17 protein-coding genes and 3 pseudogenes are annotated in these 22,232 nt (G+C 27.7%); 1 reads left to right on the forward strand and 19 read right to left on the reverse strand.

Features of this window, described 5'->3' with window-relative positions:
- Positions 1-3 precede the first annotated feature (3 nt).
- Positions 4-1,014, forward strand: coding sequence for an SIS domain-containing protein (locus AAT22_RS16310; protein ID WP_047002024.1), 1,011 nt, complete (start codon positions 4-6; stop codon positions 1,012-1,014).
- A 115-nt stretch (positions 1,015-1,129) separates the two neighbouring features.
- Here the strand turns inward: AAT22_RS16310 and AAT22_RS16315 are convergent, their stop codons facing one another.
- The 19 genes and pseudogenes from AAT22_RS16315 to AAT22_RS16400 form a co-directional block, all read right to left on the reverse strand.
- Positions 1,130-2,200, reverse strand: coding sequence for an XdhC/CoxI family protein (locus AAT22_RS16315; protein ID WP_047002025.1), 1,071 nt, complete (start codon positions 2,198-2,200; stop codon positions 1,130-1,132).
- A gap of 99 nt (positions 2,201-2,299) precedes the next feature.
- The gene (gene nifS, locus AAT22_RS16320) at positions 2,300-3,469 is read right to left on the reverse strand and encodes a cysteine desulfurase NifS (protein WP_047002038.1); all 1,170 of its coding nucleotides are present in this window, start codon (positions 3,467-3,469) and stop codon (positions 2,300-2,302) included.
- 332 nt (positions 3,470-3,801) lie between these two features.
- The gene (locus AAT22_RS16325) at positions 3,802-4,506 is read right to left on the reverse strand and encodes an HD domain-containing protein (protein ID WP_047002026.1); all 705 of its coding nucleotides are present in this window, start codon (positions 4,504-4,506) and stop codon (positions 3,802-3,804) included.
- A 304-nt stretch (positions 4,507-4,810) separates the two neighbouring features.
- Entirely contained in the window at positions 4,811-5,980 is a 1,170-nt protein-coding gene (locus tag AAT22_RS16330; RefSeq protein ID WP_047002027.1) for an MFS transporter, read from the reverse strand.
- Positions 5,973-6,464, reverse strand: coding sequence for a PTS glucose transporter subunit IIA (locus AAT22_RS16335; RefSeq protein WP_047002028.1), 492 nt, complete (start codon positions 6,462-6,464; stop codon positions 5,973-5,975). Before AAT22_RS16335 ends, AAT22_RS16330 begins: the two co-directional genes overlap by 8 nt.
- Before the next feature lie 11 nt (positions 6,465-6,475).
- Positions 6,476-6,952, reverse strand: a complete 477-nt coding sequence (locus tag AAT22_RS16340; protein WP_016208851.1) for a hypothetical protein — start codon at positions 6,950-6,952, stop codon at positions 6,476-6,478.
- Between the two features lie 18 nt (positions 6,953-6,970).
- Positions 6,971-7,726, reverse strand: a pseudogene (locus AAT22_RS16345) (6-phospho-alpha-glucosidase); the annotation flags it as partial.
- 96 nt (positions 7,727-7,822) lie between these two features.
- A pseudogene (locus AAT22_RS16350) lies at positions 7,823-8,422 on the reverse strand (PTS transporter subunit EIIC); the annotation flags it as partial.
- A 162-nt stretch (positions 8,423-8,584) separates the two neighbouring features.
- Positions 8,585-9,370 carry a MurR/RpiR family transcriptional regulator gene (locus tag AAT22_RS16355; protein WP_016208854.1) on the reverse strand — a complete coding sequence of 262 codons (786 nt, stop codon included), beginning with the start codon at positions 9,368-9,370 and terminating at the stop codon, positions 8,585-8,587.
- 113 nt (positions 9,371-9,483) lie between these two features.
- Positions 9,484-9,621: pseudogene (locus AAT22_RS19605) on the reverse strand (transposase); the annotation flags it as partial.
- 177 nt (positions 9,622-9,798) lie between these two features.
- Positions 9,799-10,029 carry a DUF4351 domain-containing protein gene (locus tag AAT22_RS19475; RefSeq protein WP_047002040.1) on the reverse strand — a complete coding sequence of 77 codons (231 nt, stop codon included), beginning with the start codon at positions 10,027-10,029 and terminating at the stop codon, positions 9,799-9,801.
- A gap of 121 nt (positions 10,030-10,150) precedes the next feature.
- Positions 10,151-10,741 carry a hypothetical protein gene (locus AAT22_RS19480; protein ID WP_047002029.1) on the reverse strand — a complete coding sequence of 197 codons (591 nt, stop codon included), beginning with the start codon at positions 10,739-10,741 and terminating at the stop codon, positions 10,151-10,153.
- Positions 10,742-10,937: 196 nt separating this feature from the next.
- Positions 10,938-11,882, reverse strand: a complete 945-nt coding sequence (locus tag AAT22_RS16370; RefSeq protein WP_047002030.1) for a conserved phage C-terminal domain-containing protein — start codon at positions 11,880-11,882, stop codon at positions 10,938-10,940.
- 365 nt (positions 11,883-12,247) lie between these two features.
- Positions 12,248-16,309, reverse strand: coding sequence for an immunoglobulin-like domain-containing protein (locus tag AAT22_RS16375; protein ID WP_047002031.1), 4,062 nt, complete (start codon positions 16,307-16,309; stop codon positions 12,248-12,250).
- A gap of 264 nt (positions 16,310-16,573) precedes the next feature.
- Complete coding sequence (locus tag AAT22_RS16380) at positions 16,574-18,766, reverse strand: glycosyltransferase family 2 protein (RefSeq protein ID WP_047002032.1); 2,193 nt, start codon at positions 18,764-18,766, stop codon at positions 16,574-16,576.
- 13 nt (positions 18,767-18,779) lie between these two features.
- Positions 18,780-20,384 (reverse strand): CotH kinase family protein, encoded by a 1,605-nt coding sequence (locus AAT22_RS16385; protein ID WP_172655031.1) that lies wholly within the window; start codon positions 20,382-20,384, stop codon positions 18,780-18,782.
- 29 nt (positions 20,385-20,413) lie between these two features.
- Entirely contained in the window at positions 20,414-21,094 is a 681-nt protein-coding gene (locus tag AAT22_RS16390) for a DUF4956 domain-containing protein (protein ID WP_016208866.1), read from the reverse strand.
- Between the two features lie 4 nt (positions 21,095-21,098).
- A complete protein-coding gene (locus AAT22_RS16395; protein ID WP_207642018.1) occupies positions 21,099-21,794 on the reverse strand; it encodes a polyphosphate polymerase domain-containing protein in 696 nt (231 codons plus the stop codon).
- Between the two features lie 192 nt (positions 21,795-21,986).
- Positions 21,987-22,205: a DUF2922 domain-containing protein gene (locus tag AAT22_RS16400; protein ID WP_047001114.1), complete on the reverse strand. Its 219-nt coding sequence runs from the start codon at positions 22,203-22,205 to the stop codon at positions 21,987-21,989.
- Between the last annotated feature and the right edge of the window lie 27 nt (positions 22,206-22,232).

A 22,232-nucleotide genomic window follows, 5' to 3' on the forward strand; every position in this document is an offset into this window, starting at 1 on the left:
TTTATGTTAAAATTTAATTATGATGAATATAAAAATGGAGCTGATCTTACAAGAGAATCAAGAAAAGTAGCTGAAACTGTTGCAGATGCTGTTGCTAAAGAAGGTTATAAGAATATATTCTTTACTGCTGTTGGAGGAAGCATATCTCCTATGATGGCAATTGGAGAAATAGCTAAACAAATAACAACTATTCCAGTGTTTATTGAACAAGCTGCTGAATTACTAATTAGAGGAAATAAAAATCTTGATAAAGATTCAATAGTAGTTACTTTATCTAAGTCAGGGGATACTAAAGAAACTGTTGCAATAGCAAAATACTGTAAAGAACATAATATAAGAGTTGTTGCATTAACTAAAAATTCTAATTCTCCTCTCGGATTAAATAGCAACTGGGTTGTTCCAATGAGACATGAAAATGGAGTTGAATATGAGTATATGTTATTATTTTGGCTATTCTTCCGTATTCTAAAAAATAATGGTGATTTTGATGATTATAATGAATTTGCAGATCAATTAATGCTTTTACCTGAAAACTTACTTAAAGCAAAAGAATCATTTGATCCTAAAGCTGCTGAAATTGCAAAAAAATACTATAAAGAGCCATATATGATTTGGGTTGGTGGAAATGAAATGTGGGGTGAAACTTATCTATTTACTATGTGCATATTAGAAGAAATGCAATGGCTTAGAACAAAAGCTGTATCATCTTCTGAATTTTTCCACGGAACTTTGGAACTAGTTGAAAAAGATGTTCCTGTTTATTTAATAAAAGGTGAAGGAAAAGGTAGAATTCTTGATGAAAGAGCTGAAAAGTTTTTAAAAGAGCATACCGATAAATTAATAGTTATCGATACTGTTGACTACCCTCTTGAAGGTATTGACAGTAAATATCGTTGGATTGTTGCACCAACAATTTCTTCTACACTGCTTGTAGATCGTTTAGCTACTCACTTTGAGAATAACACAAAACATTCATTAGACATTCGTCGCTATTACCGTCAATTCGATTATTAAAACTTTATTTCAACAGGAAAATCAACAATAATAGGCCTCTTTTAAAACCACCCCTGGGGTCCAAAAAATTGGAAACTAAAATTTCCATTTTTCTGGACCCCAGGGGTGCTTAAAATTATATTAATTCTACAAGTACATTCATTACTCCACCACAAACCATACCTTCATCTTCAGCTACATCTCCTGTCATATCAACTTGCATTGTTATAAAACTTTCTTCTTCATCCTCCATTAAGTCCCTTGCCGCAAGAATTACTTCCCCTTCACTGCAACCGCCACCTATGCTTCCAAGTATTCTTCCATCTGGCCAAACAATCATTTTTGCTCCTGCCCCCCTTGGTGTAGAGCCCTTGGTAGATGTTACTGTAACAATAGCTTTCTTTTCTTCATCCTCTTTTGCAAGGTTTTCTAAAACCTTAATATCTATATCAGAATAATTTTTTCTCTTTTTAGCATTTGCACAAGCTATCATATCTGGTGTACCAAGCCTTTTTTGTGCAATAATTTGAGAAATAATAGATATTGCAATTTCTAAAGGTGTAATTCCTCCAATTCTAAATCCTATAGGCGAACATATTTTATCTAATAACTCTGCACTATATCCTTCTTCTATAAATTGCTCTTTAATTCCCCTAACCCTTCTTGTGGAACCTATCATTCCTAAATATTCTGGCTTTATATTTAAAACTGCTCTAAGACATTCTTTATCATATTTATGACCTCTTGTAACAATAACTACATAATCATTTTTATTTACCTTTATTTGTTCAAAAACATTTTCGAAACTCTCACATATGACTTCTGTTGCTAATGGGAATCTTTCTTTATTTGCATAAGATAATCTATCGTCTATAACTGTAACCTTAAATCCTATTTTAGCTCCTAAATCAACAAGATGCTCTGAGATATTTCCTCCTCCAAAAACTATTAATCTAGCTTCTGGAAAAAAAGACTCTATTAAAATTTCCTTTCCCTCATTATCTTTAATAAGTTCTGGAAGTTTTCTATCTATTGATTTATTTATTGCATTTTTCATTTCTTCATCAATATGTAACAAATCTTCTTTATTTAAATCTATTAATTCTTTCTCTATTTTATTTCCACTTTTAGACGAAAGCTTTGTTAGCATTACCATGCTATGATTCTCTTCTAATTTATTAATAAGTTGTTTGTAATTATTCACCATATTTCTCTCCTAATCCTTTTTTCAGTTCACAGTTCACAATTCACAGTTCACAGTTATTAGTTCACAGTTCACAATTCACAATAATTTCGTCCAAAGCTCTCAATTTCCAACTGAGAAACAACTGTGAACTGTGCCTCTTTCACTGTGCACTGAATAAATTTTCTTTAATGCTTTTACCAGCTCTTCTACATCCCTTATATTATTTTCTGCTCCAAAGGTAAATCTAAGTGAGCATTGTGCCATTTCATGTGATAACCCTATTGCTTTAAGTACATGTGATGGTTCTGGTGATCCTGAAGCACATGCTGATCCACTTGATACTGCAAACCCCATTTTATCTAATTTTAATATCATTGCTTCTGCTTCCATTCCATTAAATGCAATATTAACATTTCCAGGTAGTCTATCAACCGCATGTCCATTCAGTTTAGCATTAGGTATACTTTTTAAAATTTCTTCAATTGCTTTATCTCTCAAATAACACATTTGCTTTTGATATTGTATTAAACCTTTATTTGCGATTTCAATAGCTTTTCCCATTCCAACAATAGCTGAAACATTTTCTGTACTTGCCCTTTTACCTTTTTCCTGTTCTCCTCCATCCATAAGTGCCTTAATGCCTGTACCTTTTTTAATATATAAAGCTCCTACGCCTTTTGGGCCATAAAATTTATGTGCAGATATGGATAGTAAATCAACTTGCAACTCTTCAACATCTATAGTAATTGATCCTACAGCTTGTATTGCATCTGTATGAAAAATTATATTTCTTTCTCTAGCTATTTTTCCTATTTCTGCAATAGGCTCTAAAGTTCCAATTTCATTATTTGCCATCATTATGCTTATTAAAATAGTGTCGCTTCTTATAGCTTTTCTTAAATCTTCAATTGATATTTTTCCATCATTATCAACTGGTAGATAGCTTATTTCAAAGCCCTCTTTTTCTAATCGTTTACAACTATTAAGAACTGCATGATGCTCTATAGATGTAGTAATTATATGCTTACCCTTCTTTTTATAATACTGCGCAATACCTTTAATTGCCCAATTATCAGCTTCTGTTCCTCCACTTGTAAAGTAGATTTCACTTTTCTTAGCATTTATAGCAGTTGCTACTTGCTGTCTTGAATTTTCTATTGCCTTTCTACTTTTTCTACCAAAACTATAAATAGAAGATGGATTTCCATACTGATTCATAAGATAAGGCATCATTTCCTTAAGTACATACTTATTAATAGCTGTTGTTGCTGCATGATCTAGATATATCATCTTTTTTCCTAAAATATCATTTTTTATATTGTCTTCTTCAATAATATGTTCTTCCAAAAATTCACCTCCAATTTTATAATTCCATTTGCTAACAATACTCCTATATCTTCAATTATCATGATAATTTTTATTACTGATATACTCTAAATATTTCTATATTATATTACTATTTAAACTTTATTAATTATTAAACCTTAGGAAGTTCCTTTATGTCTATTTTAACATATATTGTATTTAGTTCAAATAAATATTATGTATTGCATTTATTTGTATATATTATTTAAGCCTATAAATTAATTTTATAAGCTTAAATTTTTGATATTATTAACTTACTAGAGTACCTTTGTATTATTCATAATTAGTTCGAACCTAGTATTTAAAAATTCTGTAGCTTTTCTACAAAGCATCATTCTATTTAAAAATATCTCAAAATACTCCATTAATGAGCATATCTTAGTATCAATAGTTAAGTTTAATTGTATTGATTTTTCATCTTTATTAACATAAACATCAGCTTTTTCCACAGCATAATTTACTCTATCATGAATATCAAAGGTAGCAAAATCAGAATTTCTTACACGACTTCTTCTTACATCTACTTTATCTGCTAATATTAAGGCTGAAGAAATATTACTAACTGGCTGACCTGTTCCCTCATCATGATTTCCAATAGCAGATGTTACCATAAAAATTTCTTCTGGATCCATCCCTATGTCTTTTAATATTTTAAAAGCAAGAACTGCTCCTGTTTGTGCATGCTCATGACGATTAATCATATTTCCTATATCGTGCATAAAGCCTGCTATTTTAGCAAGTTCTATTTCCCTTCCTTCATAGCCAAGCTCCCTTAAAATATATGCAGCCGTTTCTGCAACCTTTCCAACATGTCCTAGATCATGTTTTGTATATCCTGAAATGCCTAATATTTTATCTGCAGAGTTTATATATGTTTGAATTTCCTTATTACTTCTTATATCTTCATATGAAATAATATTCTTATTCCTAATGTTTTCATTTTCAGTGTTTTTGTTTGTCATATTATTTATTTTCCTTTCATATTACATATTTAAATTAATACCCTTACTTGAATATGATGTAAAAGTCGAAAGCATGTAGTTTTATAGTTTTATAGCTTTGTTGTTTTAACTTTTATATAAGTTTCAGTTTATTTATTATTAACTTTTTATATTAATTATATTAACATGAATATTTTAAAGGCTTATTAAAATTGTGTAAAAATTTGAAGTAAAAAATGCACTACTTTTGCGTAGTGCATTTTAAAATTTCCAGTTTTCTGGACCTCAGGGGTCCAAAAAATTGGACCCCTGAGGTGAAAGCATTTTATACAGAAACTTGCTTGTTATTTATTTTTTTAAGTACATATATCAAAACAAAAGCAATAACTCCTAATAATCCTTCTAAAAGTAAAGTTAAATCTATTCCTACTTTCATGGTTAAAGTTCCTGCTATGGCTGGAACAATCATTGATGATAGCCCAGTAAATATACTCATTGCTATTAATTGACTACTTCCCTTTATATTTTTATCACTTATCTCATCTATAATTTTTTTTGAGGAAATAAGAATTAGAGGAGTAGAAAATAATTGAAAAATATTTAATATAATCATATCTCTAACATTGTTAGAAACACTAAATAGTATGAATTGTATAGTAATAGCTAAACAACTTATTTTTAATATATTATAAGAATTAAATCTTTTTAGTATTATTCCTCCCATAATATATGTTGGTATTTCTACAAGTGATTGAGTAAACCATTTTAATGAAATTTCTCCTCTGCTTGCACCTAATTTAATAAGCTTATCAACTACAGTACAATTGTTAGCTACAACAACTGAGTACATTAACAATAAAATAAATACAAGTAAAGTATATTTTTTATTAGAAAATATTTTTAATATTTCACCTAATGATACTTTTTTCTTTTTTTCAACCTTATCTATATCCGGAAGAATCTTCATATTAAAAAACATAAGAACTGATAAGGCTAATAGTGCTAATGCCATCCCCTTATAACTTATAATGCTAATTATATATGAAGCGCCTACACTTCCTAGAGCCCAGCCTATAGATCCAAATGCTTTAATAAAAGATAAAGATTTTTTATATTCCTCACTTATATTTATTACCCAAGTGTCAAACATTCCGCAATTTGCATTTAATAATCCCCCTGATAAAGCAATTAACAAAATATGTAATCCAAGTAATTTTTCTGTCTGATTATATAGTAGACATGCTGTCAATGTATATAATCCAATTGAAATTATAATTATTCTTTTTACAGATTGCTTTATGTCTGAGATAACTCCAAAAATCACTTGAAAAAGTATTGTAGTAATTGCATAAGAAGATAGTAATATGCCTCTTTGCATTTCATCATATCCTAACCCCGACAAAAACGGGGTATAGTTAGTCATTACAAAAGCAAAACTTAAATAAGATATAAAATAAAATAATCTAAAATACTTATTAGGTGCTATGTTATTCATAATTTTTATATCTCAAAATTGAAGTCTTTCCTTTAATAACTTTACTATCTATGTTATTAAACAAATAAGAAATATTTTTTGGATTTTCTAATATAACCAATGGCACAACTATTTCCTTTTCACGTTCTAAAAAACTTTCATCAATTACAACTAGCTCTTGCCCTTGTTTTACTTTATCATTTAAGTTTACTTCTGCTCTAAATATATTTTTATCATTCTTAGCCGAATCAAGACCAATATGAATTAATATCTGCATATCATTATCTAAAATTAATCCTATAGCATGATTAGTCTCTGAGATAAAATTAACTTTTGCATTTCCAGGTGCTACAATTTTGTTTTCCAAGATCACAATTGCCATTCCATCTCCCATAGATTTTGTTGAAAATACAGCATCATCTACACTTTCTATAGAAATAGCTTCTCCTGATGCATAAGCTACTAACTCCTCTTGATTGATTTTTTTCTTAAATATCGATAGCATAACTTCTCCTTCTAAAATAGAATTTGTAATCTAAGTTTAGTTATAATAACAATAAGTGAAACAATGAAAATTAGTATTGATACTATAAGAGCTTTAATTTCTTTTTTCTCCTTCACTTTATCCTTCACAAAGATATTTTTAAATCCTATAAATTTGTGGATATAATATATTAAAGCAATGCTAGCTAAGAAATTCATAAAGATTATATTAGATATTAAAGTTATTCCTAGGGATATTCGATTTGCAAAAGATTCTTTATTACCTTGATATTCTTTAACTACATATGCACCTAGAAAACATGCTGAATAAACCATCAAATTTATTGTTTCTGTTATACTACTTGTAAATATATTCATAAAATTTACTTGCAATGAATTTGATAATATAATGATATTAACTCCATACAACATTGGAAGAATAATAAACATTATTAAAATACAATTCAATACCTTACTTTCATCATTTCTTATACTCATTAAATTAATCATTATATCCACCACACTATATTATTTTAAATTTGGCCAAAAATCTTTATTAGCTTCAATCAAATCATCTAAGATAAGCTTTGCAACTTTAACACTTGGAACTGTCTTATTCATAGCTAATGATTGCCATAATTTTTGATAGCTATTTTCAATAAATCCTTCAACTGCTAACTTTTCAGATGCAACTTGTTGTTCCATTAATCCTTTTTGGAATGTTGGGATTTTTCCTATACTTATAGGTTCTACACTATCTTTTCCTACAATACATGGAATCTCTACCATTGCTCTTGGATCAAAGTTTTCTATTGCACCATTATTTTCTACAATTAATAAGAATCTTTCCTTAGTATTAAATGCTAATGCACATGCTAATTCTACAATAAATCTACTATGCTCACTTGGGGCAAACCATGTTCCTTTAGCTGTTCCACTAGTTGCTATTCTTTCACATTCTTCAAATGTATCTTTTTCTCTTCTATCCATTATTTCATTTGCTCTAGTGTAATTAGGATTTTCATGTTCTACAGTTTCATCACCCATTAAATAATACTTTAAGTAAGTATTAGGTAAAGTTTCTGGTTCTATTTCTAATAAGTTTTTAGCTGCTCTCATAGTTGCAAGCCAACTTGTTTCTTTGTGTTGTCCTTGTGGAGTAAACTCTTCATATCCATGCTCTGAGCAGTATTTCTTTAGTTCAGGCATTAAATCTTTTCCATCCTTATCCTTTATGCTAGTCCACCATCCAAAATGATTTAATCCATAATAGCTAACATCAATTGAATAATTTCATTTCTTCATCATCAGATTCACGACCTGGCGTTTTTAAATCAAACTTTTTGATCATGAATGTAAATACAACGTTTGCAAATGAGTCATTCCTATTTGCACTTTCGGCCAAACAATACATGTTAATAATGCAGTAGGTATCATAATAAAGAAACATATAGCTACAACTAATGATGATCCTCTAAATATTCCTATCATGTCTGGAAGTTCTGCATCAAAAAAGCGATTATGAGCCCAAATTACAATCCCTGCAATAAGTAATGCTCCTACCATTCCTGTATCTAAGGTTTTTATTCCAGCAATATTAGCTAGTCCATTTCCTGTTACAACATCTGCTGCAAAATCAACTCCAAAATTACTACCCCAGTGTTGTAGCATTTTTCCAATGAAATAATTGAATGTTAAATAAGTTGCAACAGATTCCAAACAAGCTCTAGCTTGTTGTTTTTTTGCTAATGCAATTGGTAGCGCTAGTGCAAAAAGTAATGGTAACTGACTAAATACCATCCATGCTCCTGCAGAAACAACATCCCACATTTGATACCATAAACTATTAGGAGAAGCAAGTGATCCCATAATCTGTTCGTTCATGAAAACAATAGAAAAACCAACCATAATACCAGCAAAGGCAAATAATAATGTTGGAGTAAACATTGCTCCACCAAACCTTTGAATTTTCTTCATCATAAAATTATTTTCCCCCTTATTAAAAATATGTCTTAAGGCCTTCGACATTTTCATATTAGCATAGTAAAAAGAAGTCTACAATTGCTTTAAAGCCTTAAAGAAATTTGAACTATTAGATGAAAAATATGCACAGCTCATGTGAAAAATTCACATAAAAAAGGATTAGAGCGTGCACTCTAATCCTTCACTTAACATTCTATGTTTCTTATATATACTGTACTTAATAAATAGTAGTTCTGCTAATACAAAATATAGCATGGTCATTTGGTATGATGGATGTAATTCTAAAATAGATATTTTAGCTGCTGATATGTACATTACTTCATCACTTATATTTGATAATTCATTATCCTTTAATTCTGTAATTGCAATAATCTTACATCCTCTAAGCTTTAGATTTCTTGCAATACTAATTATTTTTTCACTTGATCCACTTAATGATATTAATATAACTACATCATTTGCTCCAACCATATTATAGAATGATTTATCAAAGGTTGTCCCTCCAAAATCATATATTTTTTCTTGGCATGATAAAAACATTCTCTTTATTTGTTTTGCAACGGAACTTTGTATATCTCCTGATCCATATACATAAACGTGAGTAGATTCATATATCATTTTGCAAATTTTATCGTAATCCTTTTCTCTTTGGCTTTCAATAAAGTGAATAATAGAATCACATGCTGTATAGTATGCTTCATCGCTTAATATATCCTTTTCCTTTACTTCCCAACTTAATAATACCTTAAATTCGCTATACCCCTTTAATCCAAGCTTTCTTACGAATCTTGTAATTGTTGTTCTTGATACATTACAATTTAAAGCTAATTCATCTATAGTTTGAGTACTACTGTCCTTTTTGTTTAGAGAAATATACTTCCAAATAAATAAATCTGTGCTATTTAAACTCGAATAATTTTTATAAACTAATTCTTCTAGCTGCATACTATTAACTCCCTTTTTATTGCATATCTTTTATTTTATCAAACTTTTATAAGAAAAGATAGTTCCCCCTCCTTAAGATTAATGTACATCGTTTATATTTTGATTATAAGAGCTAAATTTATATGCCTATCAAATATAATCACAGAACTTTTTACTTTAAAGTATCCCATAAACTATAAAACACTTAATTTTTATGATATACTAACAAGCATATGTATATAAGCTTTACATGCCTTTGCTTCTATAACTTTACAATAAAGTTTTTTTATTTTTACTCACCTCTAGAAGCTTTCCAGAACCCTTGGTATAACCTGTGGTATTCTAAATACAAAAACAGCCTTTCGGCTGTTTGCTGTTTTTAAATTAATAAATATTAATTGTATATAATGTTTAAACTTATTTTATATTTGTAAATGATTTAGAGAGGTTCAAAAATATTTCTCTACATCTTCAACTTTTTCTATATCAAAAATATCTGTAGCTATTATATCTATAGTTTCTTCTGATAATTTCTTTATTTTTTTCTTATATTCATCTGGTACAGACTTAAACTTTTTAATAAGTTGTTTTATAAGAATCTCTGCCTTTCCTTCTGCTATTCCTTCTTTTATTCCTTCTTTTATAGCTTCGTCTCTTATCATCTTTCCTATTTCAGTCATACTAACTACCTCCTTAAATTTTCCCTTTGATATTTCATCTCCAAATTTAAGTGACACTCTAAATCTATGATTTAGCTAGTGGAACTTACTCCTTCCAATGAATATGAGAAGGAGTTACATATTAAGCAGCATATAATAAAGTTAAACATTGTAGTTTTTCATTACTCTCAGATATTTTATCTGCAAGTTCTATGCTATCTAACGTTCTTTTACTCCTATTTTCTTTACTTCCCATTAGAGGAATAAATGTTAAAGTTAATATATCTTCTCCTGTTAGTTTTTCACCCTTCGAGATTTTATTTCTTAAGTATTTTAATTTTTCATCCCCATCTAATTTTCTCATATAAAAGGCTTCTATATTATATTTTATTGTTCCTGCATCTATGTATGTTTCTACATTTTCTATATCAGCAGAATATATAACAATAGTCCTTACTTTTCTTTTCTCTTTATAATATAAAGATGCATCATAATATAAAAATCTTTTTATATCATCTTTTTTATTAGTAGTCTGAAACTCAAAATGCAAATAAGAGCCATCTTCCGTATAAAATAAATAGTCTGTATAATTAGTTCTTATTTCTATATTTTTGATTTCAGTTTCTGCTGCACTAATTATTTTAGTATCAATACCAAAAAACTTTACGGCGTTATCCTTAAAAAACTCCATAGCCTTTTTTAAAACAGCATCCTCAACCTTATTATAATCCATAAGTATCTCCTCTTTCTAGTTATTTCTTATTACTTATTATTCCCAAATAAAAAAACCTTATACGAATATACGTTCTTTTGTTTTTATCTATGATATTTTTGAAAACCTGTTATAATCTACAAACAACAAATCAACCCCCAAATTAAAACAACTTTCAATTCCTTATTAATTACCCATTATCAATTATCCATCAAAACTACGCCCATCCTAAAAGCTTTTTCTCTAGGATATCATAATCATAATCACGACCTTTAAAATTATTAAATCTTAATTTCTTAGGCTCTCTGTAATTTTCATAGCTTTTGTTATTTTTATCTTGTTTTATAATATTTTGATTTAAATAAATTTCAAACTTATCTCCAAATAAAGTTTTTGGGTTTAAGTACTGCTCAAATTGGGTATCTTTCCAAGTCTTAAGCTTTTTATCAATAACAATTTTAAAGTCATCAACACTATAGCCTTCTTCAAGCTTATTATTAATTAACATTATGGTAATCTTATTATTTTCTTTATACCTAGTTCCAAGTTTTGAATTTAGGTATTGAAGTATTTCATTAACTTCTCTTTTATATTTATATATATTAGTGTCTATAGTAGATGAGTTATTTAATAGATTAGTCTTTGTTGAACATTTTAATGTACTACCCTTGGACATTTCTGTAGATACCCCATTATCATTTTTACGGTGAACCTCATCACAATGATGTTTTTCCTCTACTAAACTACTGCTAGAGCCATCATTTTTAAGGACACCATGGACATTATTTTTTGCATCATTATTTTTATCACTATTCTTAACATTCTCATCATCAGCATTTTTAAAGTCTTCATAAAACTTTTCACCTAATTTAAAGTAAGAAAAAGTGCCTCCTTCTTTTTTGGTATAATGATTTAATATTCCTAAATCTCTTAATTTAAGCATTCTAGCCATAATTGATCTTTTTTCTAAAGCTAAATAAGGCATTTCATTAGCAAAACTTTGATAGCTAACCCAGTAATACTTTTCGCCCTCAATAATCTCACAATTCATTCTTCCACTATCTTTAAAATCAATAAAATATCTAAGAATAGCTACATCCTTTATATCTAAATTTAACTTTTTTATCATAGAAACTGAAAATCCTAAAAATGAATATTGCATAAACCTTTTCCCCCTAAAATAAATACTTTGTACTTCAATTAATAAATACCCCTGAGTTTTATTTTTTGAGAAAAATATTTTTAAATTTCTTTTAGACTTTTCAAAAACAGAAAATACAAGTGTATAATGCAAATGACGATGAATTGAAGTTATTAGCTATCACAAATAATGATAGCTTATTTTTAGTAAGAGAGGTCATAAGTGACAGTACTGATTTAATTGCTACTTGTGAATCTATTTGTGTTGGAACAAGGTGCAGATTACAAACAAATATTAATGTGTAGTTGTTAGCAACATAAAATATTAAGCCAAAAGAGTGCCCAATCTAATCCATTGGACACTCTTCATATTAACTTTTTATATAATTAAGAGGTGTGCTTGCTATATTTTTTATTGTATTTCTTCATTAAAAGTGTTCCAGCTATAATTAATAGGACTGATGCTACCATAATATATATAACTGATTCATCTCCAGTCTCCGGTAAATTATTTCCATTGTCTATAGTATTTGTATTTCCATTGTTATTACTGTTGCTACCATTATTATTATTGTTTCCACTATTATCATTATTATTATTTTCTTCAGTAGAATTTCCTATTTTCTTTACTACTATAATTCTTGATACTATTTCTGTATTTCCAGCATTATCAGATACTTTATAGGTAATTGTGTATTCTCCTTCTTTTGCTGTATCAATAGTTCCTAATACAATTATTTTAGAAGTTAAATCTCCATCTCTATCATCATTTGCACTTACTCCATCCATAGGATCAAAATCAGTACCTAATTTAACTAAATTATTTCCTGGTAATTTTATAATTGGCTTTGCAATATCTTTATCTACTGTAAAGTAGTTTACATCTGTTCTTGCTAATCCACCAAATTCATCTGTAACTTCTGCATACCAACCATATACACCATTTTCTGCATTCTTTAATGTATAAGCTATATTACTATCATTAGTAACATTATTTACTATTCCAAAGACTTCATCACTATAGACATTTACATTTAAGTCAGTTGTTTCAATTGTCTTTTGGCTTGACTTTATACCTAAATCGGAAAAGGATATTTCAAAGTCTTCTTCTCCTAAAATAGTATCTGCACCTGTAACTGTATCTTTTGCATTGTAATCATCTAAGGAAGGAGAATAAGTTCTAAATAAAACTTTCTCACCCTTTAAATCAAAATGCATTAATCTCATATATCCCATACCACCTTCAGGTAGCCCTTGATAATCAAATAACATTTGATAAACTTTTCTATCATTTACTCCATCGCCATCATCATCAAATTCATTTATTATTGTTTGTGCATTATGATAATGTCCTGAGAAAACCATACATACATTTGAATTCTTAGAAACTACTTCATTAAAAATTCTTTGTGGCTCTTCTCCAAGGCCTCCACTTGCAAGTAAATATTCATGAAAGTTTAAAATAGCTTTTCTTTCTGGATATTTCTTAAGGATATTATTCATCCACTCTATTTCTTCATCGCCAACTCCCCAACCTACATACATCATTATAAAGTCAATTCCACCTACAGTTATTAAATCATAATGAGCTCTATTATTCTTATAACTTTCTCCATACCATGGATTTTTTTCAAATCTACTTTGTCCAAAGTAAGTACTGTAATTTGTATAATCTTGTGTTAAATGATCCACATCATGATTACCTGCAAGTACTCCATAAGGTAAGCTAGCATCATCCAACTTTTTATAAGCTGCATCTGCATTTTCCCACTGAGAAATCATTTCTGCATCATCTATAATATCTCCATCATGAAATAAATATTGTATATTCATTCTTGGTCTATTTGCAAGTATCCAATCATGTATGTTTAATTGATGTTCATACTTTCCAACAATATTAGGATTATCTGCTGTATCTTCATTATAATATTGTGTATCACTTTCAATAGCAAAAGTAAAATCATAAGAATTTCTATCTATATCATTTTCATTACTTGTTTTAATATTAGTATTTGCAGAAGGAACAGCTGGAGTACCTTCTTCATATTGTGTTGGAGTATATCCTTCTCCATTTTGAACCATAACTTTTACTTTGTTATCCTTTAAATGTTCCTTTAAAGAAATTGATCCAGTTAATTTTATTTCATCTTTATTTTCTTCCATCTCTGCCTTAACAGCATCAAAAGCACCTGTTTTATAATTATATACATACATTTTTGTCTTTAAATTATTTGATTTTCCCTTCCAATCCACTTGAATTATAGAATTTTCATTTACTTTATCACTTAACTCTATATCAAATTCTTCATAAGGAAATCCATTATTAGAATTCTCGCTAAATGCTTGTCCACCACTTCCTGAAGTCTGACTAACTCCTTTTGTTTTAGATATATTGTAATCCCCTAAAATATATCTTTCTCCTCTTTTAAAAGCTACAGTCATAATATCATTTGTACTATCCTTTGCTTCTATTGAAAATATTGGGTCTGAATTTAATATTGCTCCAGCACCTGGCTTAATTTCTAAACCTAATTTTGCATTTTCTTCTGGAATAATAAATTTAACTTCTTTTGTATATTCATTATTACAGTTATCAATTGCATTAATTGTAAAATTATGGACCCCAGGGGTTAACTCTAATGATCTAAAGGTATATGGCAATTCAATCTTTTTGCCATCTAATTTTACTGCTGTAGATTTAACACCAGAAAGTTTATCAATAAAATCTACATTAATTTCATTTGTTCCTTTGTATATTTCATTGTCCTTAATATTTGTGATTATTTCAGGTGCAGTATTATCTACAATAAACTTAACATCTTTACTTTCATTAGATAAAGTTAATTTACCAGTTAACATATGCTCCCCATCTGTAAGCTTTGTGGTATCTATTTTATATCTTATTGCATTAAATAAATCATCACTTGGGGTAAATATAGCATTTAATATTTCAATCTTTCCTGCTGAATCTCCCATTTTTATTACTTCTTCTGGATTCTCAAATCCTTGTGGACGTAATATACTTCCATCTGGTAATATCAATCTAATATTTTTAACAACAAAGTCATCATTATTTTCCCAGTTATGCTCTAATGGATTTGCCTTATTACCTGCATGAATATCAATTTGAATTTTTTCACCCTTATTAAAATAAATTGGATCTACATCATAAGCTATCGTATCCCAGTTATCATAAGTTCCTTCATTGAATATTCCAAGTACAGTATCGCCAATTGCAACTGCATTTTTAAAAAAGGTATCTGTGTCTTTAATATCAACTACTATTTTAGCCTTATTTTCTATAGATGGAATAGCTTCAAAAGTTTTATCTTCTCCATCTAGGAAAAGCTTATCCCCAGTTGTTATTAGATTATCTATCTTAGATAAATACTTATTTTCATCTATATTAAATTTAATATTTGAAGTATCAACTTCAGTATTTGTAATCCTATTAACTTTAGTTTTTACTACTTTAAATCCATCACTAACTTCAAAATAATAATCAAAGTAAGCTTTTCCTATTAAATCATATTTATAAATTTCCTTTGAAAATATGTCTCCATCACCTTTTAATAAATTATATGTTTCATAATCATTCATCTTATTATTTTTATAACTTAATTTAACTGTTTTAATATTAGTTTCATTAGAACTTGCCTTTACTTTAAATATTAAACCATCTTCAATAGTAAAGTTTCCAGCTGTTATATCCTCTGTTACTGCTTCATTTTGTAGAATAGTGATATTAGCTTGTACAGGTTTATCACTATCTTTAACAGTACCTGGATCAGGATCTGATTTATTAGTAGTCATAATACTTTTACTACTACTTTCATCATATCGATACTTTATTGATTTGTCTGCTGATGTATCTTTTACCCCATTCATATTATAAGAAATAAAATCAACTTGCTCTTTTATACTGGTAGTAAGTCTAAGAGCCCTTGCCCCACTATTTGCCATTCCCCCATTGTATAGTTCAAATAAATTTACATTTAGTTCTAAATTAGTCTTAAAATTATTATTAAAATCCTCTAATGTTAGTTGATTATTATTACCATTTTTTATCCAAAAAACTATGGTTGCTTTAGGTTGAATTTTAATATCTTTATTAATATCTACCCATAATGTATCACTAGCATCTCCATTATCAGGATAGTTATAATATAACTTATAGTCATTTAAGTTTAATTCTACATTTGAATTATTATAAACTTCTATAAATTCATAAGCATCAGAGCCATTAACATTTTTAGAGTCTGGTAATATTTCTGTAATTAATAACTCTGGAATTTGAATTTCATTTATTTTAACATTTTCTTCAGCTATATATTCTGTTGCTAATAATGTCTTTGTGCTTGCTGCCATAACCTCCATTGGTTTTGCAAGCATTAGAGTTGTTAACCCTAAAGAAAGTAACTTACTTTTATATAGTTTTTTTCTAATCATAATATCCTCCCTTAATATACTGTTATCACAGTTCTAAAACTCTACCTGTGAAAAAGTATATCATAGGAGAAATTTACCTAATATCACACCAATGTAAATTAGTGTAAATCTTTATTAACAATAACTATAAATTCTTAACTTTCTTTAAATATTTTTAACTTTACTATTTTTTATTCTTATTTTTCAAACTAAAAAGAGTGCCCAAATTTGGACACTCCACATATTAAGCTAAAGAGCAAATATTGTTATTTCTTTATTTATACTTTATCTTTCAGAACAAATTGTGCCAGGATATGTTTTGTATAGTATTCCTAATTTATTCTTTTTAAAGATTTCACACTTCATTATTATATTATTACTTGTTTCATCATTTATAATTTCTCCCAAGTTAATTAATAATTCATTCTTCTCTTTTCCTGTGTTTTTAATAAGTATATATTCATAATTGTAATTAATAACTTCAATATCTTCATTAGTATTTAAATCTTTTATAATCTTGTTAATTTCTAATCTTGGAAGCTTTCTCTTAGAAAGTTTATTATTTTTATTTCTTCTTATAATATTATTATATAGTTCTTTAATAGTTGTAGAAGTAAGATTTTTAGGTAAGCTATGTTCCCTATCATAAACTAAATGATAATATTTCATTCTAATATCATCATCTACAGCATCATAGCTATTCGAATCAAAAGAAATTTTAATTCCATATTTCCACTTGTTATTTACTTTATCTACGTGCAAAACATTACCTTTAACAATAATACTTTCACCTATATATTCAATCTTAATATATGTCTCTTTATCATAAGGTATATATTCAGGTTTATCTAATATTATTGCCATACCATTTTCAGATATATCTGATATTATACCTTCTATTTCATTTTCATCTAATAATATCTTTACATTAATATTAGAATAAAACCTCTCTTCATCTCTAAAGTTTATTCTACCTATCATAAAGAAAACAGCCATAATCAAGAAATATAAATTTAAAACTAACCAGTATAATAAAACTATACTACCTACATTTTTATTTATAACAACATCCTTAAAGCAAAATACTAATGCAATTAAACTTGTTATAATTAATATAAAATGAGGAATAGAATACTTAATTTCACTATTTCTTTTTATTAATGAGTTCTTAGGAGTAACAGTAAACTTATTTAATCTAATACCTATACTTTCTAAAAATATTGGTATTATCATATAAGGAAAAATTATAGTATCAACTATATTGCTCCATTTTTGATTTCTTATATTACTTGATAATATTCTTAATGACATATTATATAAAATATACGATGGTAACCAAATAAACAAAATTTCTTTTAATGAACATTCAACAACTACAATTCCAAAGACAATAAACAAAATTGGAGATAAAATATAAATAAATCGCCTTAGGAATGTCCACCAATAAAGTAAGCATGTCACATAGCTAAGCTTTCCTCTTAAAGATAAATCACTAAATAAGAAGTCTTTATTTCTTATAGTTTGGACACATCCTCTTCCCCATCTTTGCCTTTGCTTTATTAAACTCTTAAAATCATTTGGAGCTAATCCATTTGCTAAAACCTTTGGTATAGAATAACACTTATATCCTTTAGCTTGAATTTTTATTCCCGTTGCAAAATCTTCCGTTATTGTTCCTGTAGTAATTCCTCCTACATCCTCTAAAGCTCTTCTTGATATAACAGTATTAGAACCAGCATAAATTGGGGTATTAGTTCTATTGCGTCCTATATTTACTTCTTTGAAAAAATAATCTTGTTCATTAGGGATGTTATTTTCTAAATACAAATTAAATTGAAATAAATCTGGATTATAAAAGCTCTGCGGTGTTTGAATAAAGCCGACTTTTTCATATTCCCCATTAGAATCCTTTAAAAAGAAATAAGGTACTGTTTCCATCAAAAAGTCTCGCCTTGGAATCATATCTGCATCAAAGGTTACAATTAAAGGAGAATTAGTATTTTTTATTGCATTATTTATATTCCCAGCCTTTGCATCCTTATTATCAGATAAACCCAAATACCCAACTTTCAAACTTTCTGCTAACTTTCTCATTTCTGACCTATTAGAATCATCACAAATATATACATGAACCTTACTTTTGTCTGGGTAATCCATATTAATACATCCATTTATAGTTTTATATAAAAGCTCTACTGACTCACTATGAGTAGCTACAAAAACATCTACTTCTGGATATAAATCTTCTTCGATCTTAGGTAATTTGGGATATTTTATTGAACTTAAATTTTTATAATGAGAAAATGCTTCTATAGCACCAATAGTTTCAGCTAGGACAAGTGCTATCCCTGCTATTAAAGATACTATTCCTCTCTCAAAGGGTATAGTAAAAAATATACGCCATAAAATATAAATCACTGTAGTTATTGTGGTTAAAATTAGTAGTAACTTCTTGTTAGTTAAACTTTTATTATTCATAAAAAACCTCCTATTATTCTCTAGAAATATATACAATAGAAGCAATAAAAATAAATATATATATTATAGCTAATATATTTTTAACAAAAGTTTCCTTATTATTTCCCAATATAGTTTTTTCAAAATAACCAAGTTCATTCCATATACTATAATCTTTAGTAAAGGTAGCAAACTGATATAAGGAATCTATATCTTCATCTAACCACTTACCATGATTTATAATATTATCTTTTATCTTATTAATTTCTTCATCGTAAGATTTAGTATTCCTGTCTTTTATTTCTCCATCTATTACATATTCACTTAAATATTCAGAAGTATAAAAATCTCCCCAAACCTTCCAATCTCTATCTATAGCTGGTCCTAAATATTCTGTTATTTCATCAATATAATTTATAATATTGTCATTACTCAAAATATCCTTTCTTAAAATGTTATACCTTTCTATAAGTTTTCTTGTAAATTCAGGGTCTTTAAGAAGCTCTTTAAACCAAGGAGCATCATGCATTGCTGTAGAATCTATTTTTTGCTGTTGTTTTTTATAATTATCAAAAGCAGAATCAAAATCCCAAACTGGTCCCATTTTCAATTTTCCATAAGCTTCTTTGTATATATAAGTAGAGTGATATCCCGAATCATAATTAGAAAAAAGCTCATTAATTATAAAATAATCTATAAAGGATTCTACATCTATATAATCACTATATTTATAAAATTCCTTTTCATCACTACTAAATAAGGCTTTTTCAAAATTATCTATATCGTTAGTTATATACTCTAAAGTTTCTTCAGTTAAATCCTTCTTATATGGATATTTAACTTCTAAATACTCTGGAGTTAATTTATTTATAGTTCCATAATTATTTAATGTTACTCCAGTTTCATCTAGTCTATCTCTTCGTAAAATATAAGAAGATGCAGTAAACTTATTATCATATTTTGATATAGAAAGTCTATTATCTCCTCTTTTTATACTTTCCATAAGTAAATAAAGTCCTTTATACTCTAAATTATCCTTATTTTTTATAATAACTTCACAGTATCTAGGCTCAGGAACATTTTCCATAATCTTTGAAGATAAACTTAATGCTAAATAATTTCTTATAAGAGATTTATCTATATACGAAATATTTAAAATCCATTCATATTCTTCTCCCATTCCAAATATATCTTGTTTATTCTCACTTCCATCATCATTTATAAGCTTTATAAAATATTGCTTTTTATCATAATTTATAGAAGTATTTCCTCTTAGCCTTATCTTTATTTTAGATTCCAATTTAGGTATATCTTTAACACTATTTATGTTATTTTCATTATCTATTAATGTTATATTACCTTCTATATATGGATCATCATTAATTGGAACAAAATACTTTTTTTCATCATCCCATAACATATCAGCCTTTATATTTTCTCCATAAGTGTCAATAACAACTATAGGTAAATGAGACTTAAAACTATTATTTATGCTATTATCAGTATTTATATTTGAATTAGGTTTTTGTATAAACTTATTTTCAATCTTCATGTCACTTTTATTGTTATTATCTTCTTCTAATAATACCGCTAAAAATATACTGAATATAAATAAACTAATTATAATAAAAAGACTCATTATCCTTTTTGAGATGTACTTGTTAGTTATCATCTATTTATGTCCTCATTTTGACAAACTATATTGACAGCTGTAACACCGTCTATTAAGTAAAGCTCTTTAGTAATGGAACTATCATTTTTATTGTATTTATCCATTATATATTTAGAAATTTCATATATATATTCAATTTTTTCAGCTGTGGTATTTTTAACCCTCATTAAAGCTTTGCCATTATAATATAATAAAATTTTCTTTTCTATATTACTTTCACCTTCAATTTTTGAATGTATAACTAAAAGATATTTATCATTTGATTTAACATATCCAAATATAAGAAGAAATAAAAATATAAATGCACTTCCTATAGAAACTATTAAATACTCTGATGCTCCACAACATATCCCTACTACTATGCACCAGAAGATATAAACTGCATCACGAGGATCTTTTATAGCTGTTCTAAAACGTACTATAGATAAAGCCCCAACCATACCAAGAGACAAAGCAACATTATTTCCAATTACAGCCATCACCATTGTTGTTATAATTGTTAACATAACTAATGAAACATTAAACCTTGCGCTATAGACAACTCTTGAATGAGAAAATCTATAAGATAAATAAATAATTAAGCTAAAAACTATTGCCACTAAAAAATTAACTATTATTTGTTCTACTGAAATAGTATTAGAGCTTTCTGCTAAATACTTTAATAAAGTTTCCTTCATATAATCATCCCCCAATAAAATATCCAATATTTCTTGCCATACAGTATTTACTTGCCGATACTTCTGAACTATTTGCTAAATTAACAATATCTTTTATATAACTTAAAAGAAAATTGTTATACTTTACCTCAAGGATAGTTTTATAGCTAATACTACATAATTGTAAGTTCTTTGAAAATATATCCATATCAGCTTCTGTTGCTTTTATATTAGAATCAATAGTAATTCTTGTATTATTTTCTTCTACTATAAAAGCTTGCCTGCTATACTCTACAATACATTTAGGTTTATATAATTTTGTAGTCATTAAATAATATATTTCTCTAGAAAAATCTGAATTTATTTCAAGCAAAGCACTATAATCAGAATTAATAAGTCTTTCTCCAATTTCCCTGCTTATAATTAAGCTCCTCTTTAACTGCATCTCCCCCTTTTTTTCCTTAAGTTCAAGTTTTAAAATATTAGAGTCTAAATCATAAGTCCTAAGCCTTAACTTTTTTCTATATTCTATACCATCTTCTTTATCCATATAATCATTATCAAAGATAGTATCAAAATATAAACTTCTTACCATATACCCATTTTCTTTATTATTTATATCTGGTTTTAAAGCAACCTCTAAAGTACTTTTTAACTTCCTTGATACTATATATGGCATTTCATATTTTTTCTCCACTCTAAAAATATTTATTATATTCAAATTCTTTTGCTCCCCCATTTTTCCATGATTTTTGCATTTATTTTTTATTTTATATATTTTATAATGCTTAAACTTAATATATTCCTAAATAGTAAAAAACCCTTAGTAGAATATTTTATTTATTCCACTAAGGGTATTTATATGATATTTCTTTTTCCTACTTTTGTAGTGCTTTAAAGCCCACTTACTTGACTAAAGAGCAACAGTTGTTGTTTCTTTATTTATAACCTTTGCTTCTACCATTTCTACAAGATCACCTGCTTCTGTTTTTATTAACTTATTAGTTAATACAGAGTCCATAAGAGCAGAAATGTCAGCATCTAAAACATTTTCCTTAACATCTTTAACTATTAAGTTAACCTTTTTTCCTGAAACATCTTTAAAAGTCATTTTTGCACTTCTTTCTATCATGATATATCCCCCTTGTATGATGTAGTT

This window comes from Clostridium sp. C8, assembly GCF_001010885.1.
GTDB classification, from domain to species: Bacteria; Bacillota; Clostridia; order Clostridiales; family Clostridiaceae; genus Clostridium; species Clostridium sartagoforme.